General features: G+C 62.1%; 18 protein-coding genes and 1 pseudogene. 9 read left to right on the top strand and 10 right to left on the bottom strand.

Annotated features, from left to right (window positions below):
• Positions 1-242 precede the first annotated feature (242 nt).
• Positions 243-968 carry an outer membrane protein gene (locus ABIA90_RS03660; protein ID WP_071915194.1) on the bottom strand — a complete coding sequence of 242 codons (726 nt, stop codon included), beginning with the start codon at positions 966-968 and terminating at the stop codon, positions 243-245.
• Positions 969-1,033: 65 nt separating this feature from the next.
• Positions 1,034-2,656 (bottom strand): outer membrane beta-barrel protein, encoded by a 1,623-nt coding sequence (locus ABIA90_RS03655; protein ID WP_354117329.1) that lies wholly within the window; start codon positions 2,654-2,656, stop codon positions 1,034-1,036.
• A gap of 442 nt (positions 2,657-3,098) precedes the next feature.
• Here ABIA90_RS03655 and ABIA90_RS03650 point away from each other — a divergent pair, with 442 nt between their 5' ends.
• The 7 genes from ABIA90_RS03650 to ABIA90_RS03620 all read left to right on the top strand — a co-directional run bounded on the left by ABIA90_RS03650 (position 3,099) and on the right by ABIA90_RS03620 (position 8,899).
• Positions 3,099-3,674: a hypothetical protein gene (locus ABIA90_RS03650; protein WP_354117328.1), complete on the top strand. Its 576-nt coding sequence runs from the start codon at positions 3,099-3,101 to the stop codon at positions 3,672-3,674.
• Between the two features lie 329 nt (positions 3,675-4,003).
• Entirely contained in the window at positions 4,004-5,713 is a 1,710-nt protein-coding gene (locus ABIA90_RS03645; protein ID WP_354117327.1) for a DUF4118 domain-containing protein, read from the top strand.
• Positions 5,706-6,431 (top strand): response regulator, encoded by a 726-nt coding sequence (locus ABIA90_RS03640; protein WP_354117326.1) that lies wholly within the window; start codon positions 5,706-5,708, stop codon positions 6,429-6,431. Before ABIA90_RS03645 ends, ABIA90_RS03640 begins: the two co-directional genes overlap by 8 nt.
• A 362-nt stretch (positions 6,432-6,793) precedes the next feature.
• Positions 6,794-6,916, top strand: coding sequence for a hypothetical protein (locus ABIA90_RS03635; RefSeq protein WP_354122421.1), 123 nt, complete (start codon positions 6,794-6,796; stop codon positions 6,914-6,916).
• A gap of 291 nt (positions 6,917-7,207) precedes the next feature.
• Complete coding sequence (locus ABIA90_RS03630; protein ID WP_354117325.1) at positions 7,208-7,972, top strand: outer membrane protein; 765 nt, start codon at positions 7,208-7,210, stop codon at positions 7,970-7,972.
• A gap of 130 nt (positions 7,973-8,102) precedes the next feature.
• Positions 8,103-8,303 (top strand): hypothetical protein, encoded by a 201-nt coding sequence (locus ABIA90_RS03625; protein WP_166352105.1) that lies wholly within the window; start codon positions 8,103-8,105, stop codon positions 8,301-8,303.
• A 155-nt stretch (positions 8,304-8,458) separates the two neighbouring features.
• Positions 8,459-8,899: a hypothetical protein gene (locus tag ABIA90_RS03620; RefSeq protein ID WP_081369286.1), complete on the top strand. Its 441-nt coding sequence runs from the start codon at positions 8,459-8,461 to the stop codon at positions 8,897-8,899.
• A 252-nt stretch (positions 8,900-9,151) separates the two neighbouring features.
• Here ABIA90_RS03620 and ABIA90_RS03615 read toward each other — a convergent pair.
• The 7 genes and pseudogenes from ABIA90_RS03615 to ABIA90_RS03585 all read right to left on the bottom strand — a co-directional run.
• Positions 9,152-9,301, bottom strand: a pseudogene (locus ABIA90_RS03615) (DUF3088 family protein); the annotation flags it as partial.
• A 28-nt stretch (positions 9,302-9,329) separates the two neighbouring features.
• On the bottom strand, positions 9,330-9,650 hold the full coding sequence (locus ABIA90_RS03610) for a 4Fe-4S dicluster domain-containing protein (RefSeq protein WP_063984159.1): 321 nt from the start codon (positions 9,648-9,650) through the stop codon (positions 9,330-9,332).
• Positions 9,647-11,275: an FAD-dependent oxidoreductase gene (locus tag ABIA90_RS03605; protein WP_354117324.1), complete on the bottom strand. Its 1,629-nt coding sequence runs from the start codon at positions 11,273-11,275 to the stop codon at positions 9,647-9,649. The genes ABIA90_RS03610 and ABIA90_RS03605 overlap by 4 nt, the downstream gene beginning before the upstream one ends.
• 24 nt (positions 11,276-11,299) lie before the next feature.
• Complete coding sequence (locus ABIA90_RS03600; RefSeq protein ID WP_354117323.1) at positions 11,300-12,082, bottom strand: MetQ/NlpA family ABC transporter substrate-binding protein; 783 nt, start codon at positions 12,080-12,082, stop codon at positions 11,300-11,302.
• A 41-nt stretch (positions 12,083-12,123) separates the two neighbouring features.
• Positions 12,124-12,369, bottom strand: coding sequence for a hypothetical protein (locus ABIA90_RS03595; RefSeq protein WP_085404152.1), 246 nt, complete (start codon positions 12,367-12,369; stop codon positions 12,124-12,126).
• A 29-nt stretch (positions 12,370-12,398) separates the two neighbouring features.
• Positions 12,399-13,196 (bottom strand): MetQ/NlpA family ABC transporter substrate-binding protein, encoded by a 798-nt coding sequence (locus tag ABIA90_RS03590; protein WP_354117322.1) that lies wholly within the window; start codon positions 13,194-13,196, stop codon positions 12,399-12,401.
• 35 nt (positions 13,197-13,231) lie between these two features.
• Positions 13,232-14,551, bottom strand: a complete 1,320-nt coding sequence (locus ABIA90_RS03585; RefSeq protein WP_354117321.1) for an O-acetylhomoserine aminocarboxypropyltransferase/cysteine synthase family protein — start codon at positions 14,549-14,551, stop codon at positions 13,232-13,234.
• 251 nt (positions 14,552-14,802) lie between these two features.
• Between ABIA90_RS03585 and ABIA90_RS03580 the strand changes: the two genes are divergently transcribed.
• The gene (locus ABIA90_RS03580; RefSeq protein ID WP_354117320.1) at positions 14,803-16,209 is read left to right on the top strand and encodes an LLM class flavin-dependent oxidoreductase; all 1,407 of its coding nucleotides are present in this window, start codon (positions 14,803-14,805) and stop codon (positions 16,207-16,209) included.
• Positions 16,210-16,221: 12 nt separating this feature from the next.
• Here the strand turns inward: ABIA90_RS03580 and ABIA90_RS03575 are convergent, their stop codons facing one another.
• Positions 16,222-17,076 (bottom strand): LysR family transcriptional regulator, encoded by an 855-nt coding sequence (locus ABIA90_RS03575; RefSeq protein WP_354117319.1) that lies wholly within the window; start codon positions 17,074-17,076, stop codon positions 16,222-16,224.
• A 130-nt stretch (positions 17,077-17,206) separates the two neighbouring features.
• Here ABIA90_RS03575 and ABIA90_RS03570 point away from each other — a divergent pair, with 130 nt between their 5' ends.
• Complete coding sequence (locus ABIA90_RS03570) at positions 17,207-18,829, top strand: MFS transporter (RefSeq protein ID WP_354117318.1); 1,623 nt, start codon at positions 17,207-17,209, stop codon at positions 18,827-18,829.
• Positions 18,830-18,884 lie beyond the last annotated feature (55 nt).

The following is an 18,884-nucleotide window of genomic DNA, read 5'->3' as shown; positions in this document are numbered from 1 at the left end:
ATCCGCACGGCGCGTCCGCTCACAGGGCACGCCGTGCCGATCGATCTCATTGGCTCGGCCACATCGGATATTTGGGCCCGCCGTAGTAGCGCATCTGGTGAGTACCCGGCGCATCTGTTGCGGTGGCACCGAGATCGCTCACGCATCCGGCAAGGCTGGCGCCAAGCCCAACGAGAGCGATCATCGCCGCAACTTTCAGTCTTCGTCTCGAGCCGATCATGCAGTCCCCCTGCCTCCTGGCGTCAATACTTCGCGACCACCGCGTTGCCGCCGAACTTGAAGTCGAGCCCGACCATCACGGTCGAATAGGTGTTCGCCACCGTGTACGGCAGCACACCGTTGGTCGGCGCATCGCGATGGAACGTGCCGTAGTCGAAATAGCGATACTCGAACTTTCCGATCAGATTGTTGGTGAACGCATAAGCGATGCCACCGCCGGCGGTCAGGCCGCTCCGTGTGGCCTTGAACGTGTCCACGCCGACGCCGGGATTGGTGTTGGTATGCGTCAGCTCGCCATAAGCCCAACCGCCCGTGAAGAACAGCAACAAGCGATCGACCGCGATACCGCCGCGCCCCCGCAGCGTGGCACCCCAGCCCAGCTTTGTCGCGTCGTTCCAGCCGAGCGCGAAATTGTCGTTGCCCTTGATGTCAGCGCCAAAGCCGTCTGCTTCGATGCCGACGACGATGTTGCCGCTCTGCCAGTTGGCGCCGATCTCGCCGCCGCCGAAGCCGCCCGTCGATTCGTAGTTCGCCGTGAAGTTGGCGAAGCCAACCGGGCCGGTGGCGTTGTTCACGTTGTGATTGCCGAGCCCCCAGCCGCCGAAGACGCCGACGTAGAAGCCGGACCAGTCATAGGCCGGCGCCGCGACTGGCGGAGCCTTGCCGTAGATCGGCAGATCGGCGCCAAACGCCGGCGACATCGCCGTCAATGCGCCCAATGCAACCGTTGTGAGAAGAATCTTTTTCATTGTTTGCCCCTGTCGAATGTCTCTTCCGAAGCGGGTGGCGCTCGCGGCGCCACCCGTCCGCAGAATCAGAAGTGGATGATGATGTCAGCCGAACCGATGACGGCCGTCTTCTTGTTCGGGGGAATGCCGAAGTTGGCGTTACCGTTGAACGCCGGCGCGTCCAGCGCGTGATACACCGACACTTCGGGCCGGATCTCGATCTGCGGCGAGAACCAGTGCTGCCAGCCGATCCCCGTTTCGACGTAGCGCGTCTTCACACCGGTACGCTGTCCCTGCTTGTCGTCGAACCACTCGAGACGATAGGAGATGTTGTCCATCTTCGTCGGGCTGTAGTTCACGTAGGTCAGGAAGGTCTGGACCGACGCCGTGCACGAGAGCTGGGTTGCGTTGCCGCAATGCGCGCCGAACGGTGCGTTCCAGGGCATGACGTCGAGCGAGAACGGTGTACCGCTGGCCACGAGCGCGACCGAGGCCGGATTGTCGAGGTTGAGCACGTTGTTCTGGTGCTCGTTATAGGTCTCGAACGAGATGTGCCACTGATCGTTGAACTTGTGGTAGTAAGTCAGCCCGTACCACTGGAGATTGTTATAGCCCCAGGTGCCGTTGTTGATGCCGTTGGCGATCACGTAGACGCCGTCATTGCCGCTGTCGGTCACATAACGAACGGCCGCACTGAAGGTCGGCTGCGCGCCGGGATCTTTCAGCATGGTGCTGTCCGGGAACAGCGGATTTGGATTCGCATTGGCGATCTTGGCGCCGACATGCCACGGCATTGCTTCGGTGCCGACCGAGAAGCCTCCCTGGATCATCCAGTTCTTGTTCAGCGCGAGCGAGGCGTTGATGCCGGTGTTGGTATAGTTGTCGAACGTATACGTCATCGAATGCGTATACATGTAGTTGTTCGGCGCGAGTTGCGCCTCGATGTCCGGGATCGAGATGTAGCGGCCGAACCTCAGCAGAAGGCCGTCGGCCAGATAGGGAATGAAGACCTCGCCATAGGCCATCGGCATGTCATAGCCGTAGTTCCTGTTCTGCTGAAGGAGCTGATTGCTCCACAAGCCGTAAGCCGTGGTGTAGCGATAGTTCTCGCCATAGATCGGCGCGATGCGGAAGCCCCAGTCGATGTGGTCCTTCTGGACTGTGTCGGGCAGTCGCTCGATATAGACCACGGCCTGATCGAGCTGAACCGTGTTCGGATTGTAGTCGTATGCTGCCGGCGAATTGCCGCCGCGGACGGTATTGTTGCTGAGGTTACCGCCGGCGTTGACCCAGCCATAGACTTGGATGTGCGCGTCGTTCATCCACTGCCCGACGGCCGTGTTGCTCATCGCGTTCATCAGCGGGCTGTCGACCGAGTTCGGACGCGTGACGCCGATTGCGGTCGCACCGCCATAGGGCCATTCGGTGAACGGCATCGGCGGAATGCTCTGCGGTGTCGCGGGCCATCCGTCGCGGCGCGACGCCGCCGCCTTCGGATCGGACGGCGCGGCCTCATGACCCCATTCGAGCCGATAGTAGTTGATGAAGCGGGTCATGAAGTCCTGCCCCAGATAGGAGTCCATGCACGCATAGTTCTTGTAGGGATCGCAGAACGTCTTCCCCACGGGCGGAAGCGTGTCCGCTGCACTGGCGGCGCCACCAATCCCGATCGCGACCAGCGATACGCCCGCCAAAAGATAGTTTCTCATCATATTGCCCCAAGCTGTTGGACCGACGCCTTCCAGGCGCTCTTTCGGTTTGGTTAAGCTTCAGGTGCAATCTTTCGTGAGGCAGGCAAAAAAAAGCGATGCGGTTTCCGGCACGCGTTCGTTAAAATAAAATAGCGCGAGGCGCCTCGCGGGCATCATTTGCATTCGTAAGCATCAGATGCTCACCGCGTTTGCTCAAATCGTCAGCGAAAAAGTGGTCTTTTGCCGTTAGAACGATGATGCAGCGCAAACGTTCACTTCGAGCTGTGTCATTTTCGTCATAGTGCGCGACGCGCTGTGCTCGACTTACTCGCAACCAAGCGCCGTTTGCTTACCACAGCTATTATTTTGCTACGTATGTGCGCCAGATTGTCGATCGAAGATATATGCCTGGACTCGCTAAGCTCGCCACGTAAGCAAATTTGCTTCGCGAGGTTTGATCATGGAAGCCGTGACTTGTGCAGCGCGCGCCGGCGACAACACAACAGCGGACGGTGTCGCGTCCGACCTCGGCTTCCTGCCGAAGAACCTGACGCGGCAATGTTGCAGCCTGATCGAATCGTATCACGAGGTTCACGGCTTCGCCTCGTTGCCCAATATGCTTTGGCACTTTCACTTGGGCCCGCTGATCGAACGGCACACTGAGCTTCGCCGAATCCTGCGCCGCGCCTCGACGACCCGCAGCTCGAAGAAGGCCAATGACGGCTTCGTGCAGATCGCGACCACGATTCTCTCCCTGGAGATTCTGGCGAGCAGCTTCGCCGGATGGAGCGCGATCTATCCGGTCGCCGGCGAGACCGCGCGTGACGTCCTGAAACAGAGTGCGCACGGGCCGCATATGCCGCTGATGGACTTCTATCTCTATCCGACCAAGCAGATCAGCGCCGCGGCGGTCGCGGCCCTTGCGCTGCCTCAGACTCGCTCGGCCGACGACGCCGGCCTCTACCGGGCATCCAAGCCGGAGCTTCTCGGCGAGAAGCGCGCCCTGCAATATGCGAGCTTGGTCCGGCAGGCATAAGACGCCTCACAGCCACGAATCGCGGCGGTGCCCTGAGGCTCGGTACAATCGTTGAGGGAATCAGATCTCGACTTCGCCTGACGCGGAGTCCGGAGCGAACTTATTCCGTAGAATTACGGAGGCTATGGCTATTTCTTTTTTATGTTGGACCACTCCCAACATCATAGATTTTCTACGTCGATCTGGAACATCGTTCCTTCGCCGGGTAGTTGACGACATCGAAGAGGCTGCATCACGACATTGAACGGGTTCTGGTGCGCGCCGTTGGTCGACGCATGCCGATAGCAATCGAATTTCCGAACATTGTCCGATCGGGTCTTGTTTGACCATTGATCCGTTGCGGCCGACGCGGCCGGAGCCGGATCTTTCGATGTCGCCGTCGGCAAGGGCATGTACGTACTTTGATTCTTCATCCACCTCTGGGCCGCATGTTTTCGATGACGAGCGTGCGGCAGACCGATTCCAAATTGCCATCCTCGGGGATACCGGCCCTGGATGAGGTCGCGTCGCTGCGTGTCGTCGTGTGGCGCAACGTGATCCCGGTGTTGCTGTCGGTTCTGAGCATCGGACTGGTCACCACCGCGCTGTTCGCACTCAGCACGACCTTGGCGTCAAGCCTGGTCCCGATCGCCTACCTCGTTCCAGTCATGTATGCTGCGACTCGATGGGGCGTCTGGCCGGCAATGACGGCATCGATCACGGGCACGGCAGCCGCGGATTTCTTCTTCTTCGAACCTCTTTACAGCTTTCGCGTCGACAACCCGCAGGAGGCGGTCGATCTCCTGCTGTTCCTGATCGTTGCGCTGGTCAGCAGCAATCTGGCCTCGCGGCTGCGCAAGGAAACGGACACGTTGCGACAGCGCGAGAAGGAGATGCATGCGCTCTATGACTTCTCGCGTCGCCTCGCCTCCTGCTTTACGGTCGTGGACTTGATTTCCGCCATCCGTCAACATTTCGAGGGCGCCTTCGGTCACGCGGCAACTCTGTTCGTGACGACCGCGGATGGGCATTTCGAACCGCCTGAGTCGCGCGTTGCTCCACTTTCAGTGCAGGCAACTGCGGCAGCGATGAATTCCGGAGCGGGTCCAGGGTTGCAGACCATCGTCGACGAGCAGCGCGGCGAGATCTGGCTGCTCAGGGCGATCTCGTCAGATTCCGCAATTCACGGCGTGATCGCGGTCAATATCGGTCTGGGTTCCCAGCCAGCGATTGAACGGCGGACTCGACGGATCCAATCAATCCTCGACGAGACCGCGCTGACGCTGCAGCGCCTCGACATCGGCAAGGTGATGGAGAGCGCGCGATTGCGCCTGCAGGCGCAAATGTTACGCGACGCCTTCCATGGAACACTGTCGCACGAGCTTTGCACGCCGCTCGCGGCGATCCAGGGTTCGGCGAGCGTGCTGGAGACCATTCCAGCCATACGTGGGGACGCGCGCATAAGTACGTTGGTCGAGGCGATCTCTGACGAGGCGAGCCATCTCGACGGCTATATCAGCAACCTGCTCAGCGCGACTCGCGTCACCGCGGGCGGACTGAGCCCACGCCGCGAATGGGCGGACCCAAGGGATATCGTCAACGGCGCCATCACGCGCCGCGCGCGACGGCTTTCGGCGCATCGGATAGAGGCAAATTTCACAGATGATCTTCCGCTGCTCCATGTCGATTCGGGCCTGGTGGAGGAGGCTTGCGGGCAGATCCTGGAGAACGCCGCGAAATATTCGCCGTCCGGTTCGACGATCACCGTGGACGTGCGTTGCGAGCCCCATCGCGTGCACGTCGTCGTGTCCGATCAGGGCGTCGGCATCACCGCCGAGGAACAGCAAAAGCTTGGACAGCGATCCTTTCGAAGCGCGCGACATCAGGCGTCGGTGCCGGGGTCGGGCCTCGGCTTCTGGATCGCCTCGACCTTCATCCAGGCCAATGAGGGCATGATCACAGTTCATAGCCGCGGCCAAGGACAGGGAACAACGGTATCGATCTCCCTGCCCGCGCTCGAGCCATCCACCTCCGAACCGATCGCGCTGACAGATGAGTAAGCCGGCAAACATCGTTCTCCTGATCGACGACGAACCGAAGATCAGGCGCTTCCTCCGCGCCGGCTTCGAGCTCAACAGCTTCGCCGTGCTCGAGGCCGAAAACGCCACCGAGGCGTTGAAGCTCGCGACCTTCAGTTCACCTGACCTCATCGTTCTCGATCTGGCGCTACCCGATCTTCACGGCGCGGAGGTGCTGGAGCGGATCCGTGCGTGGTCCAACGTGCCGATCATCATCCTTTCCGTCGCTGCCGGCGAGGACGAGAAGGTACGTCTGCTCCAGGCCGGCGCCGACGATTACGTCGTCAAGCCGTTCGGCATGGCCGAACTGCTGGCGCGAAGCGAGGCGGCCTTGCGGCGGTACTTCAAGTCGGCGACGGAAAATCCGGTCGTGGTCGCAGGCCCGCTGTCTGTCGATCTCGTGACCCGTACGGTCTCGCTGAACAACAATCTGGTCCGCCTGACCCGCAAGGAATACCGACTGCTGCACGTTCTCGCTATGCATGTCGGCCTCGTCGTCACCCACGATCAGCTCCTGAAGGATATCTGGAACGGCAATCAGCGCGACAACATCCAGTACCTTCGGATCCTCGTGCGCAAGCTTCGCCAGAAGATCGAGGCCGACCCCAACCAGCCGCGTCTCCTGGTGACCGAGTCGGGTGTCGGCTATCGCCTTCAGAACCGTCTGGACGCCGCGCCGGTAGCGGCACGGGTGAGTTGATGCTTCGCCCTTCGCCAAGACGGTCCTTTTACGTCGTCGTGTCCTGGTCCGGCGATGCAGGTCAGGATTGGTCCTGGGAGATCCGGCGCAAGCGCAGGCCGATGGGCATCAGGCTTCGTGAAGCCGGGTTTCGCTCGCACCGGGCTGCACACGAGGCCGGACGCATAGCGCTCGAAGATTTCCTCAACGGACTGGTCATCGAGCGCGCCTCGCGATCGGCGCTCTGACCAGGGCGGACCCACATCTTGCGCCGCCCGCGAGTGCCGGCATGCCTGCGCACGACGCGCAGAACACCCATCGTATAAAAATAATATATTTCCATTCCCGAACCGCGTAACTTGCCCAACAAAAGGGCGAGTGCAGTGGACTTCCTCATTCAAAGATTTAGCGTTTTTGGCATCGACGCCCAGTACTGGATGCTTGCGGGCGCAGCCGTTGTCGCAATCTTCATCATCTTCGCCTGGCGAACGCGCGACAGGGATTGACGGGATTGCGCGCCGGACCACCGGCACAAACACAGTGATCCAATCTCAGGCAACCTTCGACGTATCGCGCGGCATGTCCGGCGTTTCAACTTACCGAAACCACTCAGCGATTCCGGAAGCTATTTTTCCTTAATTCTTTTCGGCATTTTGCGATGTCGCGAGCGTACAACGCGCGCGCAAAAAGCGACCTCTGCGCGCTCAAGCAGCCCTTTCGGCATCGCGGAATCCGTGCGCTGTCCCTAACATCATCTCCGAAGATGAATTGGCCTCATGGCCATGCAGGGGGCTCGAATGTACGGACGATTGAAATCTCTTGTTGTCGCAAGTGTGCTGATCGGGCTCGGCGCGGCGAGCGCCGCAGTCGCTGCCGATCTGCCGTTGAAGGCGCGGCCAATGGCTGCCGCTCCGCTCTACAACTGGACCGGCTGCTACCTCGGCGCCAATGTCGGTGGCGGCTGGACACGGCTGAATACGGCCCGCGCGCTCGACGTCGGCGGCGTGGCTGCACCAAACGACTACGGCCGCGAGAAGGACAGCGGCGTGATCGGCGGCGGCCAGGTCGGTTGCGATTTCCAGACCGGCAATCTGGTGTTCGGCGTCGGCGGCAGCTTCGATTTCGGCAATATCAAGGGCAGCCACGCCTTGACCGACTTCCCCGCCTTCTCCGAAGCGAACAACCTGAAAGAGATCTACACCGCGACCGGCCGCATCGGCTATCTCTGGACGCCGCAATTCCTCGGCTATCTCAAGGGCGGTGCGGCCTTCATTCGGGAACGCAACCAGGTCTTTGCGCCTGGCGGCGCGCTGATCGAGTCCGCAAGCTTCATGCAGCCCGGCATGACCATCGGTATCGGCGCCGAATGGATGTTCGCGCCGAACTGGTCGGTCTTCGCCGAGTATAACTACATGTGGTTCCTCGACGACAGCGCGCGGGCGTTCACACTGGCCGGCGGCGGCGCGGGTGAAGTCATCAACGTCCAGCAGCGTGCCTCGACCGCGCTGGTCGGCGTCAACTACAAATTCCATTGGGATGCCCCTGTCGTCGCCAAATACTGAAGTCTCTCGGCAAACCTCCAACCACTCGAGCCCCGGCACGTCCGGGGCTCCTTTTTTGAGCGAGGCTCCGGTTCAGGCCAGCCCTCCAATTGTCCGATCTGTGCAACGCCACCAGGGATGGGGAAGTCTCATGGGTTTGCGCTCTTGGCTTCTCATCCTGGTGACGGCCGCCGTCGCGCACGTCATTCTTCATGCCTTGGATCGCCAGATCGACGCCGGCATCCATCGCCTGTCGGAGGCAACGATCAACCATCCTGGTGCAGGCAGCAGTGCGGAGCCCGACCTGAGATCGGTGACGGCACGAAGCGCCTACATGCGCAACGAACGTTGAACGCACCTCAACCTCGTCCCGATCCTATGCCGTTCCTATGAGATAAGCCTGCCTGTCCCCTCGAAATCATACTGGCCGCGAACGATATTGGTCGCGCCATTCAGGGCAAATTCTCGTTCCAGTGCGCCCGCGCACCTACTGTAAGGAGTATCTTCGTGCTCCACCCCGCTCCCTTCACCGATCGCGACCAGGTGGTCGAGACCATGATCTCGCTCACCCATCTGTCGAATCTCAATCGCGCGATCGTCGCGGGCCGTGGTAGCGCCGAACTCTATCAGGCGCTGCGCCAGCGCGGCTTCACCCGAATTGGACTGCCCTCCATCTTCTTGCGTAAGCCGGCCTTTTCCGTCGGCCTCATCACCGTGCAAGACATGTTCAGTGAGTTCGAGATGGCGCTGTCCCAGATCGCACCATCTCTCGGCACGACCGCTGCAATCGCGGTGCTGATCAAGTCGAACGAGGCGGGCTTCGCGCTCAAGGTCCGCAAGAAGCTCGAACAGCTCGGCTTTCGAATCGAGGCCGGGGTCAGATGCCGTCAGGGCTTCGTCATGTCCGCCTATCGGCAGGATTCTGCCCAGATGAAACGGGCGGCCTGAAACGCGGAGCTGCGGCTGATTCCGTCTATATGAGTTTCCTACGCGGCGACGCCGCAGGCGCTCTCGCTTTCCTACATCCAGCACGTCATCCTGCCGCAGCAGGCACGTTGCGGCGAATGATCGCGATGTATTGGGAGCTTCATGACGTCGCCCTACTACCTCGCCATGGCCGCCTTGTTGGGCCTGGTGACAACGTCCTTCTCCCTGATCGGCGCCGCGATCGGACTTCACGCTCCCTTTTCAAAGCGTCCCCAGGCGCAGCACCTCACTCTGTGTTGCCAGCCCTGGAAACGACGCCAGCACCCCCTCAATCGCATTGCAGTGCGAGCAGACGAAGAAGCGGCCCGGCTGCTCGGGATCCTCAAATCCGGGCCTCAACAGGAACAGGCGATCTCCAGTCATGTCCGTTCTCCCGAAGTCGTCGTAAACTTCAATGGCCGAACAGCCGGTAGCTCCGATCCGCATCGCGCAAGTGCCGGCTCTCATTGGTCCAGCCTACTGCACGCCGATAGCTGCCGAGCACTGCGGCTTCCTTCAACGCGGCGACGTCGACCTGTTGCGGCGCGTCGGCGAATGGCGAGACGAACAGCGCGTCCTCGGGGCAGTAGAGCTCGCACAGGAAGCAGGTCTGGCAATCGCTCTGGCGCGCGATCCTTGGAATGTCGTCGGTCTTGTCGAAGACATTGGTCGGGCACACGTTGACGCAGATATCGCAAGCCGTGCAGCGCTCGGCATCGATGACCTCGATCATTCCGCGGCCTCCGCATACTGAGAGGAACGCAGCGGGCGCGCCGAGGTCCAGACGTCGTCGAGCCCTCCGGTCGTCACGTAGTGGCGATAGCGGTCGTCCTGCTCGGGATAGTCGTCGCGGCGATGCATTCCCCGGCTCTCCTGACGCGCCAGCGCGCTCCGATACATCCAGCGCGCCGTTGCGAGCATGGCCGTGGCCTCACGTGCGCGAAGCAGATCCTGCTTGTCTGACGCGCCGGCATTCGATGCCTCAGACCAGAAGCCGTCCAGACGCCATAACGCCTCGCTGAGGCGCCCGGCTTCGCGGAAATAGTTCAGCTCGTACGGAAACACCTCGTCCTGAACGTTCCGGGCGAGCTTGTCAGCCTGAAGCGGTCGCCCACTGCCGGAGCGAAGCGCAACGCTGCCGCGCCGAAATGCCTGACGCCCGCTTGTGGTGCCCAGTTGATGCGCGAATTCGGCGGCGCCCTGACCGGCCCAATACCCCGACGACATTGCCCAGGCCGCATTGTGGCTACCGCCCCCGGTGAAACCACCGCAGATCAGCTCGCGGGTTGCCGCGTCGCCCGCAGCGTAGAGACCGGGAACGGTAGTCGCGCAACTGTCGTCAACGATCCGCAGGCCACCCGTGCCGCGGACGGTCCCCTCGAGGCGAAGCGTGATCGGAAAACGCTGCGTGAACGGATCGAGGCCGGTCCGGTCGAACGGCAGGAAGAAGTTCGGCTGAGATACCCTCATATGCCGCTGGGTCTCGGCGTCGGCCTCGTCGAGCCGGGCGTACACCGGGCCCTTGCGCAACGCCCGAGCAATAATCGACCGGCCGCCCTTGGATGACGCCCCTGGGATCACACTGCCTTCCTCGTCGGTGAAGCTCGACCAGCTGTAGAACAGGGTCTTGGTCACGGAGCCGAATGCCGGCGAGATAGCATAGGCGTTGGAGAACTCCATGCTGGTGAATTCCGCGCCGGCCTCGGCCGCCAGGAGATAGCCATCGCCGGTCAGAACGTTCGAGCCCAACGTCTTGCTAAGGAAGGCGCATCCGCCGGTGGCGATCACCACAGCCTTCGCGTTGACCACCCAACGGTCGCCTTTCTGCCGTCGCAGGCCTGCGGCACCGGCCACCACGCCGTTCCCATCCACCAAAAGCTCGAGCGCCGGCGAGTGATCCAGAATGATGACGCCGGCTTGCTTCGTTCGCTTGCGCATCAGCCGCATGTATTCCGGACCCTGGAGCGAGTTCCGCTGCGGCTTGCCGTCGTCATCCGAAGGATAAGGATAGCCCCAATCGGCGAGCTGGTTGCTCTGGGCGTAGGTCCGGTCCAGCACGCGCGCCATCCAGCGACGGTCCTGGAGGTGGCCACCGAGTTTCTCACGGCTGGCCATCGCGGCCTCGCGGCGTTCCGGAGCGGGGTCGACGTACCAGACACCGGTGCCGGCCGCCGCGGTCGCGCCTGAGGTGCCGCAAAACCCCTTGTCCGCCAGCACGACGCGCGCACCACGCTCGGCGGCGCTTATTGCGGCCCATGTGCCCGCGGGACCGCCACCGAGCACCAGCACATCCGCATCGAACACGACGGATCCTGCCGAACTCGATAGCTTCTCGGCACGGCCAGGTGGGTTTGTCATCGCTCGTCTCCGGATTGAATCAGTTCAGAACGCGGGTATCTGACCCGGCAGTTTGTCCTTGATGGTCTGGCGGACCGTATCGTTCTGATAGGCACGCACCAGCTTCGCGACCCAGGGAGCATCCTTGTCCTTCTCGCGAACGGCGATGAAGTTGTTGTAGGGATTGTTGACCGAGGATTCGATTGCGATGGAATCCTTGCCGGGAATGAGGCCGGCGGGGACGGCGTAATTGGTGTTGATGACCGCAGCATCGACGTCGTCCAGGCTGCGCGGCAGTTGGGCGGCGTCGATTTCACGGATCCTGAGCTTCTTTGGATTTGCGGTCACATCGAGCGCGGTCGGCAGGATCCCCACGCCGTCCTTGAGCTCGATCAGCTTTTCGGCCTGAAGCAGCCGCAGGGCCCGGCCACCGTTCGACGGATCGTTGGGGATGCCGATCGACGCCCCCTCCTTGATCTCGGCAACCGACTTCGCCTTGCGGGAATAGAGCCCAATCGGTGCGACGATCGTCTCGCCGACGGCGACGATCTTGTATCCCCTGGTCTTGATCTGGTTGTCCAGGAACGGCTTGTGCTGGAAGGCATTCGCATCGAGATCGCCGACATCCAGCGCGGCATTGGGCAACAGATAATCGTTGAAGACGACGACCTGCACATCGAGGCCGTCCTTGGCCGCGATCTCCTTCACCTTCGCCCAGATGATTTCGGCATCGCCGCCCGATATCCCGACCTTGATCTTCTGATCCGCGGAGGCCGGCGCGGTGAATAGTGCAAAGGCGGCCATCACGAGCAACAAGCGACGTCTCATGGTCTACGATCTCCTTATCGAGCGATAATCTGTTCCGACGTCTAGCCGACGCGGGCAACCAGGACGTCCGCCGTGGCATCCGCGAACTCAGACGACATGTCGTTGAAGAGAGCAAGTTCCTGAACCGTCGCAGCACGCGGACGATGGCTCGAACCGTTGGAGCCTTGAAGGAAGAAACGATCCAGAGCCTGCACAAACCCCGGCGAGCCTGCAATCTCCGATGCGTGCCTCTCGCTTCCCGCCACGAAGGCAAAGCTCATCTGATTGACGTCGACGACATAGATCATGGTGCAGTTTCCCAACGAACGGCGCCCTCCTAGCTGCTGAACCCCGCCGGGATGAAGGCCGGGATCTTCTCTTCGATGAACTGCTTCACTTCCGGCGAGTTGAACACCTGGATAAATGCCTTCAGGCGCGGATCGTCCTTCTTGTCGGGCCGGGCCGTGAAGCGCAGCACGAGCCCGTCATCAATGGTGCGGTCGATGATGAGCGCAGATTTGGGATCCCCGCCGGCCGGAATGAGGTAGGTGATGTTGACGAGCGCCAACGTTACGTCGTCGAGCGACCGATAGGTTTGGGCGGGGTCGAGCTCGACGATCTTGAGGTTCTTTGGATTCTCGATGATGTCGAACTTGCTGACCGAGAAGCCCTTACCGGGCGCCAGCTTGATCAGCCCGGCCCGCTCGAGCAGGATCAGCCCGCGTGCGCCGTTGAGCGGCTCGTTCGGAATGGCGACGCTGTCGCCGGACTTGATGTCGTCGAGCTTCTTGATCTTCTTCGAGAACAGGCCGACCGGCGCAATGACGCCGACCTTGTCGACCTGCACAAGGTTGAAGCCGCGTTGCCTATTCTGAAGCGCGAGATAGGTTGCATGCTGAAACAGATTGGCGTCGACGTCGCCGCTGTTCACGACCTCGTTCAATGCCACCCAGTCCGACAGCTCGACGATCTTGACGTCCTGCCCTTTCTCCTTGGCGAGCTTGGCGGCAAAGGACGCCAATTGCCCAACCGGGCCGGCGCTGGTCGCGATCTTCAGCGGCTCGCCGGCGAAGGCGGCCGCCGTGAGAGCAAGCCAGAGACCTGCGGCCTGGGCGGTACGACGAAGAATTTTCATGATCTCAAGTCCCGTTACGATTCAGATGATGTGCCTCACGCAGCCTTGCGCGCCCCAACGTCGGCCTGTGCGAGCGCCTGACCGAGATCCGCCAAGATGTCGTCGGGATGCTCGATCCCCACCGACAGGCGTACGTAGCCGGGCGTGACCCCGGCGGCGAGCTGCTCGGCTGCGGTCAGTTGCTGATGCGTCGTCGATGCAGGATGAATGGCTAACGACCTGGCATCGCCGATATTGGCGACGTGATAGAACAGCTTGAGCGCGTCGATGAAGCGACGGCCGGCCTCGACGCCCCCTTTCAGCTCGAAGCCGACCAGCCCGCCATAGCCGCCCTTCAGATAGGCGTCCGCCCTGCGCCGGTTCTCTCCGTTTTGCAGACCGGGGAAGATCACGTTCGAGACCGAGGCGTGCTTGGCAAGGAAGTTCGCGACCTTCACCGCATTCTCGTTGTGCTGGCGGATGCGCAGCGGCAGGGTTTCGAGGCCCTGGATGAACTGGAAGGCATTTTGCGGCGCGATCGATGCGCCGAGGTCGCGCAGCAGCTTGACGCGGGCTCGCAAGATGTAGGCGATCGGGCCAAGCGGCTTCGCGGCCTCAGTCCAGATCGCGCCGTGGTAGGCCTCGTCGGGCTTGTTCAGAAGCGGAAAGCGATCGGCATGCGCGGCCCAGTCGAAGTTGCCGCCGTCGACAATGGCGCCACCGATCGCGGTTCCGTGGCCTCCGATATACTTCGTGGTCGAATAGACCACCACCGCAGCGCCATGCTCAAACGGGCGTGCGATCAGCGGCGACGCCGTGTTGTCGAGGATCAGCGGCACGCCAAGCGAGCGGCCAATGTCCGCGACCTCCTTGATCGGGAATACGTGCAGCTTGGGATTCGGAAGCGTCTCGCCGAAATAGGCGCGCGTCTTGGCGTCGGTCGCGCGACGGAAGTTTTCGGGATCGGCGGGATCGACAAAGCGCACTTCGATGCCGAACTGCTTCAGGGTCTGCGATAGCAGCGTCCAGGTGCCGCCGTAGAGATCGGTCGAGGACACGATATTGTCGCCGGCCTGGGCAATGTTGAAGATCGCGAAGGCGGAAGCCGTCTGTCCAGAGGCAACTGCGAGGGCGGCCGCCCCGCCCTCGAGTGCAGCAAGCCGATCCTCAAAGGCCTGCTGGGTTGGATTGCCGATACGGGTGTAGATCGGTCCGAGCTGCTCGAGCGCGAACAGGCGCGAGGCGTGATCGGCGTTCTCGAACTGGAACGACGTGGTCTGATAGATCGGAACCGCGACCGCGCCGGTGGCGGGGTCGGAGCGGTAGGATCCGCCATGCAACGCTAGCGTCTCGAAGTTCCGGGTCTCCAAGGTCATCAGCAATTCCCTTTCGATCTCGAGAGCGCGCCATGCGCGGCAAGCGGTGCTTGTCGACGAAAATGATGCGGTCGGATTCTGCTGCTGTCGAGCGTGTCTGAAAAATAGCGATGCGCGTGCTGCGTCATTGCAGCTTCGCAACGCGTTTGTTCCCGGTCCTTCGCTGAATTGGAAACAAACTCGCTCGCGCAAAATGCTAAAAAATGCTCACGCGAAGAGATGTTCTTCGCAATTGACGATTGGGCCCGACCATGACGAGACCGCGCGAGCTGCGCTTTAACGCTTTCAACATGACTGCGCCCAGCCACAATTGGGCGGGCCTGTGGTCTCATCCGCGCGATGCGTCCATCGACTACAACACGCTCGATTATTGGGTCGACTACGCCAGGACCGCGGAACGCGGACTGCTCGATGGCATCTTCCTGGCAGATGTGTTCGGCGTTTACGACGTCTATGGCGGCACAGCCGATACCGCCGCCCTGCATGCGGTGCAGCTTCCGAACTCGGATCCGACGCTGCTCGTATCCGCCATGGCGCTCGTCACCAGCCATCTCGGCTTCGGCATCACATCGAACCTGACCTTCGAGCATCCCTATCAACTCGCACGTACGTTTTCGACGCTCGACCATCTCACCAAGGGCAGGATCGGTTGGAACATCGTCACGGGCTATCTCGACAGCGGCGCGCGTGGGATGGGCCTTCCGGCTGGCCGCGCCCATGACGAGCGCTATGACGCGGCCGAGGACTTTCTGACCGCGGCTTACAAGCTATGGGAGGGAAGCTGGGAGGACGATGCGGTTCGCCGCGACCGCGGCAGCCGCGTCTTCACGGATCCCGCTAAGCTCCACCGGGTTCTGCATGATGGTCCCTACTTCAAGGTTGACGGCATCCATCTCGCCGAGCCCTCGCCACAGCGAACGCCGCTGCTGTATCAGGCCGGCACCTCGAAGCGCGGCCGCGCCTTCGCCGCCCGGCACTCGGAAGCGATCTTTCTCAACGGTCAGACCAAGCCAATCCTCGCACGCGCTGTCCGCGAGATTCGAGAAGCGGCCAAGACCTATGGCCGCGATCCCTACGACATCCGCCTGTTTGCCGGCGCGACCGTGATCGTGGCGCCGACGCGGTCCGAGGCGAATGATCTGCTCGAGGACTACGCACGGCATGTCGATCAAACCGGCCAGCTCGCTTTGTTGTCGGGCTGGACCGGCATCGACTTCTCGACCTACCGGCCCGACCAGCCGATCAAATATGTCGAGAGCAACGCCATCCAGTCGATGGTCGAGAATTTCACGGTCCGGAGCGACCGGCCGGTCAATGTCGGCGACCTCGCCAGATTGAGCCGCGCCGGCGCCCGCTCGCCCTTCGTGGTCGGCTCGCCGCAGGACGTCGCCGACGAGCTGATCGCTTGGGCTGACGAGACCGACGTCGACGGGTTCAACCTGTTCCGCCTGGTCGCGCCGGAGTCGCTGAACGCCTTCGTCGACCTCGTGGTGCCGGAGCTGCAATCGCGCGGCGTCTACAAGACCGCCTATCGCGAAGGCACGCTGCGCGAAAAGCTGTTCCCGGGACGCTGCCCGCGGTTGCACACGACACATCCCGGCGCGAGCTTCCGGCGCGCGCCTTCGACGACTGCGCTCCAATCCGACGCCGCCGAATAGCAAGGACGGAGCTCACGCCTGCGTGCGATGCTCGCGGAACGCGGCTGCCAGCGCCCCCAAGGCGGCCCGTGACCGCTGATCGGTCAAGGACGAATGAAGCACGACCTCGGACGGCGGCAGCTTGGGAAGCCCAAGCTTCTCGCCGATGTCGATCGTGCCACTCGGCGCGATCCGATACGACAGCGGCGCGATGGCGAGCCCCGCCACGACGGCGGCGTGAACCGCCGAAGAGCCGCCTCCCAGGAACACCTCGATCCATTTGATGCCGACCGCATCCAGCGCCTGCGTGGCTACGTTGCGCACGCCGCAGGTCGGAGCCAGCGCAGCCAGACGTAAGGGCTCCCCCGGCCTCTGCTCGAACCCCTGCGCCGCAAACCAGCCGAAGCGCTCACGCGCCAGCGTCTCGCCATCACGACGATCGTCCTCGCGCTGGACGATGGCCGCATCGAGCCGTCCCTGGTCGAACAGGTCGAGGAGGTTGCGCGAATTGTCGAGCTGGACCTCGATGGTCAAATTCGGATCGTGCGCGTGGAGACGTGACAGCAGGGCTGGGACTTCCGGCCCGGCGACATGCGCAGCGATACCAAGTCCGAAGTGGCGCGGAGACGCATCGAGCCCCGCGATCGCGCGTTCGTGAGCAACGATCAGCTCTCGCGCGCCCTGCAGAAAGGCCGTCCCTTGCGCAGACAACCGGACCGATCGCGGCGTCCGCTCGAGCAACCGATGCCCGATGCGATCCTCGAGCCGCTTCAGCTTGACGCTGATCGCGCCTTGCGTCGTCCCCAAGGCTTTGGCGGCACGCGTGAAGCTGTGAAGGTCGGCCACCATCACAAAGGCTCTGACGGCATCGACATCGAGCGAGAGCATTCCATCATCCGGCTTTGTTGTCTCTGAAATCTATATCGATCGGATTTTGTTGTGGTCAAGGGCCCCCTATGTTCGCTCAGCCTGAAGCGGGCCTAAGCGCACGGGACGCCAATCCCTCCCGGAGCGAGCGATGGCGCATGCGTGCTGGCAATCGACACCATGTTTGGAGGTCACGGCCTTGACGGTCTTATCATCACGACGAAACACGATCGCCCTGGCCGCAGCGTGCCTCGCGTCCCTCATGTTCGGCCTGGAGATCTCCAGCGTACCGACGATCCTGCCGACGCTCGAGACAGTGCTGCACGCCAGCTTCCAGCAGCTGCAATGGATCATGAATGCCTACACCATCGCGGTCACGACGGTGCTGATGGCAACCGGCACGCTGGCAGATCGCTATGGCAGAAAGCTTGTATTCGTGGTCAGCATCGCCGTGTTCGGCCTCGCCTCCCTGATCTGCGGCCTGGCGGAAGACGCGCTCCTCCTCATCGTCAGCCGCTTCTTCCAGGGCATGAGCGGTGGTGCGATGCTGATCTGTCAGGTGGCGGTTCTCTCCCATCAATTCCGGGACGGCCCCGAGCGCGCACGCGCCTTCGCCGCCTGGGGGATCATCTTCGGCATCGGTCTTGGTTTCGGACCGATCATCGGCGCGACGATCGTCGCGGTCGCCGGCTGGCAATGGGTGTTCCTGATCCACGCATTCATCGCAATCGTCACGATCGCGCTCGCCGTGACCGGCGTGCGGGAGTCGCGCGATCCCGAGGCAAAGCACCTCGACATCGCAGGCATTGCGACGCTCTCGACGTCGGTGTTCTGCGTCGCCTTCTATATCACGGAAGGCCCCGACTTCGGCTTCACTGGCCCAACCGGCCTTACGGTCGCCGCGACGGCCGTTCTGAGCTTCATCGCCTTCGTGTTGGCGGAGTTGCATAGCGCCCGCCCGATGTTTGACTTCTCCGTGTTCCGGATACGCGCCTTTTCGGGCGCGCTGCTCGGATCGGCCGGCATGAATTTCAGCTTCTGGCCCTTCATGATCTACCTACCGATCTTCTATCGCAGCGCCCTTGGTTACGACAACGTCGCAGCTGGCCTTGCGCTTCTCACCTACACGCTTCCGGCGCTTGTGATTCCGCCGCTCGGCGAACGGATATTGCTGAGGTTCGGCGGCGGCATCGCCATTCCGGTTGGCCTGTTCGTCATCGGACTTGGCTTCATGCTGATGTGGGCCGGTAGCGGCGTTGAGCATGTTACCTGGTTGACACTGGCGCCAGGATGCCTGCTTGCGGGCGCTGGCCTTGCTCTCACCAACACACCGGTGACCAACGTCACGACGGGAGCGGTGTCGAGCACGCGAGCCGGCATGGCATCGGGCATCGACATGAGCGCCCGCATGATCGCGCTAGCCATCAACATCGCCTTGATGGGCTTCATCCTGATCGCCGGTATTTCCTCCCGGCTGAGCAGCGCGCTTCCCGGTGCGCTCGATGCCAGCCATCTGCAACACCTTGCGGAGCGGATCGCCGGCGGCACCGCAGGCATGTCCGACTTCCCCGAGCTGAGCCTCCTGCCGGCAGCGGAAACTGCCGTGCAAGATGCGCTGATCCACGGCTTCAGGCTGATGATGCTCTATGGCGGACTGTCCGTCTGGATCATGGCACTGGTAAGCTTCGCGATTTCCGGTGAGAGCTACGCCGCACGGAAGCGCTCCGCGCAGAACAGCGATGAGCCAAGCTGTGTTCCCCGCTCATCGCCCTGATCGGATGCGTTAAGGCAGTGCGCTACGACAACATCCTTTCCGCGCCGATAACTCC

This window comes from Bradyrhizobium sp. LA6.8, assembly GCF_040547935.1.
Taxonomy (GTDB): domain Bacteria; phylum Pseudomonadota; class Alphaproteobacteria; order Rhizobiales; family Xanthobacteraceae; genus Bradyrhizobium; species Bradyrhizobium barranii.
The sequence above is the reverse complement of the archived record's forward strand: the minus strand, read 5'-3'. Positions and strand labels throughout refer to the sequence as shown.

What these genes read in the sequence shown, in the direction of transcription:
- ABIA90_RS03585 (WP_354117321.1), bottom strand. Translation starts at nt 14,551, where the DNA reads ATGACCTTGGAGACCCGGAACTTCGAGACGCTAGCGTTGCATGGCGGA.
- ABIA90_RS03600 (WP_354117323.1), bottom strand. Translation starts at nt 12,082, where the DNA reads ATGAGACGTCGCTTGTTGCTCGTGATGGCCGCCTTTGCACTATTCACC.
- ABIA90_RS03605 (WP_354117324.1), bottom strand. Translation starts at nt 11,275, where the DNA reads ATGACAAACCCACCTGGCCGTGCCGAGAAGCTATCGAGTTCGGCAGGA.
- ABIA90_RS03595 (WP_085404152.1), bottom strand. Translation starts at nt 12,369, where the DNA reads ATGATCTATGTCGTCGACGTCAATCAGATGAGCTTTGCCTTCGTGGCG.
- ABIA90_RS03660 (WP_071915194.1), bottom strand. Translation starts at nt 968, where the DNA reads ATGAAAAAGATTCTTCTCACAACGGTTGCATTGGGCGCATTGACGGCG.
- ABIA90_RS03610 (WP_063984159.1), bottom strand. Translation starts at nt 9,650, where the DNA reads ATGATCGAGGTCATCGATGCCGAGCGCTGCACGGCTTGCGATATCTGC.
- ABIA90_RS03590 (WP_354117322.1), bottom strand. Translation starts at nt 13,196, where the DNA reads ATGAAAATTCTTCGTCGTACCGCCCAGGCCGCAGGTCTCTGGCTTGCT.
- ABIA90_RS03570 (WP_354117318.1), top strand. Translation starts at nt 17,207, where the DNA reads ATGGCGCATGCGTGCTGGCAATCGACACCATGTTTGGAGGTCACGGCC.
- ABIA90_RS03655 (WP_354117329.1), bottom strand. Translation starts at nt 2,656, where the DNA reads ATGAGAAACTATCTTTTGGCGGGCGTATCGCTGGTCGCGATCGGGATT.
- ABIA90_RS03640 (WP_354117326.1), top strand. Translation starts at nt 5,706, where the DNA reads ATGAGTAAGCCGGCAAACATCGTTCTCCTGATCGACGACGAACCGAAG.
- ABIA90_RS03630 (WP_354117325.1), top strand. Translation starts at nt 7,208, where the DNA reads ATGTACGGACGATTGAAATCTCTTGTTGTCGCAAGTGTGCTGATCGGG.
- ABIA90_RS03580 (WP_354117320.1), top strand. Translation starts at nt 14,803, where the DNA reads ATGACGAGACCGCGCGAGCTGCGCTTTAACGCTTTCAACATGACTGCG.
- ABIA90_RS03650 (WP_354117328.1), top strand. Translation starts at nt 3,099, where the DNA reads ATGGAAGCCGTGACTTGTGCAGCGCGCGCCGGCGACAACACAACAGCG.
- ABIA90_RS03625 (WP_166352105.1), top strand. Translation starts at nt 8,103, where the DNA reads ATGGGTTTGCGCTCTTGGCTTCTCATCCTGGTGACGGCCGCCGTCGCG.
- ABIA90_RS03575 (WP_354117319.1), bottom strand. Translation starts at nt 17,076, where the DNA reads ATGCTCTCGCTCGATGTCGATGCCGTCAGAGCCTTTGTGATGGTGGCC.